Consider the following 7,544-nt stretch of genomic DNA (forward strand, 5'->3'; position numbering starts at 1 on the left):
TAATATGAATAAGTTAATAGGATTATTTATTGTTGGTTTGTTAACGATACAAAGTAGCTTTTCTCAAGAAATAGCGGTTAATGCAATAGAAGTTAATGAATTTAGTAAAGAAAACCTAAATTGGATACCTACTTTTAAAGAAGCTTTAAAAAAAGCTAAAAAGGAAAGAAAGGTAGTTTTAATTTATTTTACAGGTTCAGATTGGTGTGGGCCTTGTAAAATTTTAGATAAAGATTTATTTAGTACTGAAAAATTTAAAAATTTATCTGATAAAGAATTGGTGCTTTTAGAAGTAGATATACCTAGAAGAAGAGATTTGGTTGCACCTGCTAAAATGAAAGAGAATTTATATTTACAGAAAAAATATAAAGTAAAATCTTTTCCGAATTTAATGATGGTTAATTTTAGAGGAAAAAAATTAGCAGAAAAAAAAGGATATGTAATGACAGAGTATTATTATCCCTATTTCCAATCTGTAATAAGAAAGTATTAGAAACAAAAAAACGAAGCAAATTGCTTCGTTTTTCGTTTTATATGGGGTATAAGAACTTCTTATTGTTGATTAATTACTCTAAAAGTAGTTCTTCTGTTTTCTGCATGTTCAGATTCAGAACAAGCAACACCATTAGAACATCTGTTTAATAATTTAGATTCTCCAAAACCATTACCAGTTAATTGGCTAGAGTTAATTCCTTTAGAAATTAAGTAAGCTCTAACAGCTTTTGCTCTTCTATCTGATAAGTTTTGATTGTTAGCTTCTGTTCCTCTTGAATCTGTGTGAGATTCTAATGCAATAGCAACACCATCTTGTAAAATTGGTAATAACCTAGAGTCTATAATTCTTTTTGCAGCAGGCGTTAAAGTAGCACTGTTTAAGTTCCAGTTAATTGGTAATGGAGTATTGTCTACTAATTCACACTCAACTTCTTTCCAAGATGTTAAACCACCTTTATTTACTAAAACTTCTTTTTGTACACTCTTAAATTCTGCAGGTACAGTAATTTCTTCTTGCCATGCATCTTTAACTAAAACTGTTTTATTTACAGTACCATAAACAGCAGGTATTGTAACTGTTCTAGTAGTTTCTTTCTGTACAATAACTCTTCTGTTATAAGATTTTTCAAAACCAGCTACTTTAGTAGTTTCTGTTTTTGCATCTGCAGATAATTTTGTTAAGGGTATAGTAACATAAGTTGCAGGTACTGGTTTATAACACCAATATCTACAATCATTTGGGTCACTAGATTCACAACCAGGTTTTCTACCACTCATTTGCCAGCTTGCAGATGTTGCTTTAGTTTCTATTGTTTTAGAATCTTGAGCAAAAATTGCATTTATTACATTTAATTTGTTTGCATCTTCTTTTGCAGTGTAAGTAATTGCTTTAGTTTCCCAAACTGCAGGTACAATTTCTAATTTTTCGGTAGCTTCTTTAATTAATACTTTTTCAGTTACAGTTTTATATTGTGCTGGGTGTGTAACTATTTTTTTGTATGCAGGAGATACTTCTACAGTAACTTGTTCGTTTTTCCAAACTTCTGGAGTTTTACACATTACATAACATTTACCTGGTTCTGGGTTTTGTGGCAATGTTAATACTTGCGAAAATGCACTAGCTGTTAAAAGAAAAAATGCGCTGCTAAATAAAATTTTTTTCATGATTTAAACTGATTTTGTTTTTGTTAGTAAAATTTTTAATTCGTTACTAGTTTGACACAAAACTATTAGAAAGTCACAAAAAAAATAAAATAATTTTAAGAAATATTTAACAGGTGTAAATAAAAAAAACGAAGCAAATTTGCTTCGTTTTTTTTAAAAATATGAATGTGTAAAATCTCTTAATTTTGATTTACCACTCTAAAAGTTGTTCTTCTATTTACAGCATGTTCGTTTTCTGAACATACAACACCATCAGAACATTTGTTTAATAATCTAGATTCTCCAAAACCTTTAGCATATAATTGGCTTAAGTTAATACCTTTAGAGATTAAATAATCTGTAACTGCTTTTGCTCTTCTATCAGATAATTCTTGATTATCTCTTTTAGTACCTCTCATGTCTGTATGAGATTCAATAAATACAGCCATACCATCATTTAAAATAGGTAGTAATCTAGCATCTATAATTTGTTTTGCACCATCATTTAAAACAGAACTAGAAAAATCCCAATTAATTGGTAAAGGTGTGTTATCTACTAATTGACAGTCTACAGCTTTCCAAGAAGTTAAACCTCCTTTTTTAACTAAAATTTCTTTAGTAATAGATCTGTATACAGCAGGTACAACTACTTCTTCTTTTCTTGCATCACTAACTAAAACTGTTTTTTCTATAGTTTTATATACTGGTTCAGTTTTTACAATAGAGGTAGTTGGTGGTTTAACCATTACTTTTCTTTCATAAGTTTTTTTAACACCAGGAAGTGGAATTTGTACAACAGTAGCATCACTTTGTAATTTTTCTACTGGCATAGTTCTAAATTCAGCAGGTAAAGGCTTATAACACCAATATCTACAGTCATCTGGATTGTCTGAAGTACAGTTAGGTAATTTTTCGCTCATTTGCCAGCTAGCAGATGCAGCTTTAATTTCTACAGTTTCAAAACCTTGAACAAAAACTGCTTTTTGAGCCTCTAATTTAGAAGCATCTTCTTTCTCAAAATAAGTAACTTCTTGAGAACCCCAAACAGCTGGTACAATTAAAATTTCTTGACCTGCTTCTTTAATTAAAACTTTTTCTTGAATTGTTTTATACTCTGCTGGATAAGTGATTATTTTTTTATATTCTGGTGCAACTGCAACTCTTACAGTTTCATTTTTCCAGATATCTGGAGTTTTACAACGAACATAACATTTTCCTGGCTCAGGGTTTTCTGGTAAGTCTTGACCATAAGCCAAAACACCTACCATTAACAAAAGGATACTAAGTAATTTTTTTTTCATGATTTTTAACATTAATAAATACTTCGAATTAAGTGATTAACATTAAGTCAAATGTACTAAAAACATTTAAAAATTGGCATTAAAACAAGAAATTATATCTTATTGTAGTATAAACTTTTTATAATTCCGTCTGAAAGACCAATTTTTGGGACGTATATTTTACTTGCTCCACTCCATTTCATAGCAGAAAGATAAATTTTTGTTGCAGGAATTATAACATCTGCTCTATCTGGATTTAAGCTTAATTCAGAAACTCTTTCTTGATAGCTCATTTTTTTTAAAAACTGATATTGAGCATTTAAATAGATAAAAGAAATTGGTTTGCCTTCTGTTCTGCCAGACATTTTAAAGAGTTTATTTATGTTACCTCCAGAACCTATTAATGAAATGTTTTTTAAATCTTTTGTATTTTTTTTAATCCATTTTTCTACATCCGCAAAAATGGCTTTGTTTACAGATTTTTTATTGTTTAATAAACGTACTGTACCCATTTTAAAAGATTTAGAAACTGTAATTTCTCCTCCAGAAAAAATAGTAAACTCTGTACTTCCTCCACCAACATCAACATATAAGTAAGAGCTATCTCCACTAATAAGTTGGCTTAAATCTGTAGATGATATAATTGCAGCTTCTTCTTTACCTCCAATAATATCAATTTGAACTCCAGTTTCTTTTAAAATTTGTGCTACAATGTTAGTTCCATTTTGTGCCTCTCTCATTGCAGATGTTGCACAGGCTTTATACTTTTCTACATTATGAACTTTCATAAGAAGCTTAAATGCTTCCATAGCATCTATCATTCTAGTAATATTCTGATCACTAATTTTACCTTTTACAAAAGCGTCTGCACCTAAACGAATTGGTACACGTACTAAAGATGATTTTTTAAATTGAGTGTCTTTACCATCTTTAATAATTATATTAGAAACTAGTAGTCTTATTGCATTTGAACCAATATCTATGGCTCCATATTTTTTTATTTCTAACAAGTTTAATTTATTTAAGATTTTTAGGAAATTCTACCATAAATGTTTTTCCTTTTTTGATGTTTTTCCAGTGTTTTTCTTCAAATTTAATACCAATTATTCCACAAGTAGTTACATGTGCAATAGGTTTATTACCAAATTTATTTACAAAGGTATTAATACCATGATCATGACTAAAAATAATAGCAGAGTTAAAAGCATCATCTAAAGCACATACTGTTTTCACTAAATAACCGTCACTAAAGCTGTATAATTGTCTATTTATTTGCAGGTTAGCTAAAGGGTATCCCATATTTTCACAAAATATTATTGATGTATGCAATGCTCTATTTGCACTACTAGACACAAAAACATCTGGTCTTTCAATATTTTTAGCTAAATGCTTAGACATTAAATGCGAATCTTTAATTCCTCGTTTTTTTAGAGGTCTATCTATATCATCAATTCCTGAATATTCCCAAGAAGATTTTGCATGACGAACTATATAAAGTGTTTTCATTTAATTTGGTTAATGAATTGTAAATATAAAAATTAAGGTGCTAATCGTTCTAATTTCCAAGAAAAATCTTTTTGTAAAAAATATCTAAGTCTATCATGCATTCTGTTGGGTCTACCTTGCCAGAACTCTATAGAAACTGGTTTTACTAAATATCCTCCCCAATGTTCAGGTCTTAAAATTTCTTTATCTTTAAAGTTTCTTTCGAACATTTTTAGGTTTTTATCTAGTTCATCTCTAGAAGATACAACCGTACTTTGGTTAGATGCCCAAGCACCTAATTTACTTCCATCTGGTCTAGATTCAAAATAACCATCAGATAAATTTTCGGCTAATCTTTCTGCTTTTCCTTTTATAATTATTTGTTGTTCTAAACCTGCCCAAAAAAATGATAAACAAATATTATTATTTCTTTCTATTGCTTTTCCTTTTTCTGATGTATAGTTAGTGTAAAAAATAAATCCTTCCCAAGTAATTTTTTTTAATAAAACAACTCTGTTTTTAGGGTAACCATCTAAACCAATTGTAGAAATATTCATAGCATTGGTTTCATCTACACTTTCTGAATCATCTGCATTTTTAAACCAAGTTTTAAATAATTCCATTGGGTTTTCAGGACAATTACTTTCTAATAACTCTTGCTTTTCGTATGATTTTCTATAACTACTTAAATCTTTAGACATTTTCTTTTTGTTATTGATACAAAAATACGAATGTTAATTGAATCGATTACTAGTTTATAAAATGAAAAAGATTAAAACATCTATTAGTTTTTATTTTTTAAAAATTATAGTCTATAAGAAAATTTCATAAATATAATAATGATGTTTCATTTTCTGGAAATTTTAAACAAAAAAAAGAGAGCTGATAAATCAGCTCTCCTGGAGTCAATAGTTCCAAATTAATACCCCTAAAAATTATTCAAACTATTGATTTTCTTTATAAATACTTATTGAGTCTATCTAAAAATAATTTTAGATGTTCCGTAATCAGTTTCTGGTGATGTTACTTGTAATAACATAACTCCTGTTTTAACTTTAAAGTTATAATCTAATTCATTTTTACCAGCATTTAACTGAGTTTTACCTTTGTAAATTACTTTACCAGTTACATCAGATAAAGTTACAGTTGCTTCTGTATCAGTTTCACTGAATAATAATAAGTTTACATTTCCTTTAGATGGGTTAGGGTATGCCATAAACTCATTTTCAAAAGTCTCGATTTTTTCGATAACTTGATCTTCTACAGCAATCTTAGTAAACTTTACATCAGAAATTTCTAAATCTAATTCAGTTGTGTTTGCTTCAACAGGTAAGAAAGTAAAGGTTAACATTGTTAAATCTTCTGCAGTTAACTTTTCTTGAGAAGCACTAGATGTAAATACATCAAAAGGAACATAGTATGTTTGCTCTTCTTCAGATAAATCAACCATAACTTTATATTGAGCTGTCCAATCTTCGATTGATGATTTAAGTAAACCTAATTCCATTAATCCAGATCCTTTAGCTGTAAAAGCTACATAATTGTACTCAGAATAATCTGCTGATAAAGTACCAGGTAATAATGATTTGTATACTGTTAAGTAATCATAATCACTTGTTGCTTGTAACTCAACACTTCTGTTTATAGTGTATTCATCATCTTGATATTCTCTGTCAAAATCATTCCAAACAAAGTAGTTTTTGATTTCTGTATATCTAGAATCATAATCTAAGCCCCAGTTACCATCTGCATGATAAAATGCATCTTCTACCTCATCTTCTACTTTAATTAAAGCATCATACTCATAACCATCAGCAATATCAACTCTTAAACTTTGTTGTATTTCTGTACTTACAGTATTATATCTGTGTTTGATATTGTTTGCAGTTTCAGAATACAATTCAACCATAGAAATATCTGCAGTATTACCTTCTTCTGTACTTCTTAATGCTACAACTAACTCACCTTTATCTCTGTAGATTTTAGAAGCATAAGTTTCTGGAAACTTTTGTACTTCTGTTTGTGCAACAGGAATATAAGATTTTAAGTTATTTAAAATATCAGCTACTAATTTCTGAGTATCTGCTGGTCTTGTAGACCATACTTGGAAATTGTACACATCATTAAACTTGGTATAGTTATTTACATACCAGTTTGTTTGAATTGTATAATTTGCATCGTTGTTGTTCTTAGCAGTTGCAAAAGAGATTGCATATTCTATCTCACCACTTCTTTGCTTAATTCCTTGCATTAGGAAATTATAACCTTCAATTTCTACTTTCTGAATGTTTAAAATCTCAGCACCTCTTAAACGATCACAAGAAGCTTTAGTGTGATTGTAAATTTTATCAGAAGTTTTAATACCTAAAACAACACCTTTTGTTTCACCATTTAAAGAGAAGTCTACAGACAATACTTCATCAGCAATTGTGTAATCTAAGATATCAGTAGGAGAAGTAACGTTTGCTACATTACCAACATATAATTGAGCTGGGAACATATCTAACATTGTTTGTCCTTTACCTTGGTAAGGTTGAGATTTCTTTAACTTAGTTTTGTTAAATAAGTTTTCACTAGATTTTACAAACTGAGTTGGTACAGAATTCTTTTTTCTACCTACGTAGATTTTAGAGATTGCATCTCCTAAAGATTCAGATTCAACACCACCAGAGTTTCCACCAGAAGTTCCTCCTGTTGGAATGATATAAGCAAAATCTTGATCTAAATTATCTTCACCAGCACCTAAGTTAATTGTACTATTATTTGGAGTACCAACACTATCCCAGTCATAAGTTTGTACTAAGTCAGCTGCAGTTTCACCTGCAGGAATTCCTGAGGTTACAGTGCTAACATCAACAGATATTGTGTAAGGACCTGCTGGTAAATTATCAAATAAATAATTACCATTTGCATCCGTAGTTGTTGTAAGGTCATCACTTGCATCACCAGGAGTTCCTGGATCTAATGTTACAGTTGCCCCACCTAAACCAGCTTCGCTAGCATCTTTTATTCCATCTCCATCTGTATCATACCAAACTGTGTCTCCTATAGAACCTAATCCATTATCACCAACATAACCAAAGTCTTGATCTAAATTATCTTCTCCTGAAGCTAAAGTTACATCACTTGTATTAGGTGTTG

At 29.7% G+C, this 7,544-nt stretch carries 7 protein-coding genes; 1 reads left to right on the plus strand and 6 read right to left on the minus strand.

What is annotated here, in order from left to right; genetic code table 11:
* Positions 1-4 precede the first annotated feature (4 nt).
* Positions 5-493 carry a thioredoxin family protein gene (locus KO506_RS16340; RefSeq protein WP_215995996.1) on the plus strand — a complete coding sequence of 163 codons (489 nt, stop codon included), beginning with the start codon at positions 5-7 and terminating at the stop codon, positions 491-493.
* A gap of 59 nt (positions 494-552) precedes the next feature.
* Here the strand turns inward: KO506_RS16340 and KO506_RS16345 are convergent, their stop codons facing one another.
* From KO506_RS16345 to KO506_RS16370, 6 genes are all read right to left on the minus strand, one after another.
* Entirely contained in the window at positions 553-1,659 is a 1,107-nt protein-coding gene (locus KO506_RS16345) for an OmpA family protein (RefSeq protein WP_215995997.1), read from the minus strand.
* Between the two features lie 179 nt (positions 1,660-1,838).
* Complete coding sequence (locus KO506_RS16350; protein ID WP_215995998.1) at positions 1,839-2,939, minus strand: OmpA family protein; 1,101 nt, start codon at positions 2,937-2,939, stop codon at positions 1,839-1,841.
* 92 nt (positions 2,940-3,031) lie between these two features.
* Positions 3,032-3,928 carry a Ppx/GppA phosphatase family protein gene (locus KO506_RS16355; protein WP_215995999.1) on the minus strand — a complete coding sequence of 299 codons (897 nt, stop codon included), beginning with the start codon at positions 3,926-3,928 and terminating at the stop codon, positions 3,032-3,034.
* Positions 3,929-3,935: 7 nt separating this feature from the next.
* Positions 3,936-4,424, minus strand: a complete 489-nt coding sequence (locus tag KO506_RS16360; protein ID WP_215996000.1) for a SixA phosphatase family protein — start codon at positions 4,422-4,424, stop codon at positions 3,936-3,938.
* Between the two features lie 32 nt (positions 4,425-4,456).
* Positions 4,457-5,104: a pyridoxamine 5'-phosphate oxidase gene (pdxH, locus tag KO506_RS16365; protein ID WP_215996001.1), complete on the minus strand. Its 648-nt coding sequence runs from the start codon at positions 5,102-5,104 to the stop codon at positions 4,457-4,459.
* A gap of 275 nt (positions 5,105-5,379) precedes the next feature.
* The coding region (locus tag KO506_RS16370) for an SdrD B-like domain-containing protein (protein WP_215996002.1) at positions 5,380-7,544 on the minus strand (2,165 nt) is incomplete at its 5' end.

The organism is Polaribacter vadi (assembly GCF_018861005.1).
Lineage (GTDB): Bacteria > Bacteroidota > Bacteroidia > Flavobacteriales > Flavobacteriaceae > Polaribacter > Polaribacter vadi_A.

Excerpts from the sequence above, each read along its gene's own strand:
- KO506_RS16360 (WP_215996000.1), bottom strand. The coding sequence starts at position 4,424 with ATGAAAACACTTTATATAGTTCGTCATGCAAAATCTTCTTGGGAATAT.
- pdxH (WP_215996001.1), bottom strand. The coding sequence starts at position 5,104 with ATGTCTAAAGATTTAAGTAGTTATAGAAAATCATACGAAAAGCAAGAG.
- KO506_RS16350 (WP_215995998.1), bottom strand. The coding sequence starts at position 2,939 with ATGAAAAAAAAATTACTTAGTATCCTTTTGTTAATGGTAGGTGTTTTG.
- KO506_RS16345 (WP_215995997.1), bottom strand. The coding sequence starts at position 1,659 with ATGAAAAAAATTTTATTTAGCAGCGCATTTTTTCTTTTAACAGCTAGT.
- KO506_RS16340 (WP_215995996.1), top strand. The coding sequence starts at position 5 with ATGAATAAGTTAATAGGATTATTTATTGTTGGTTTGTTAACGATACAA.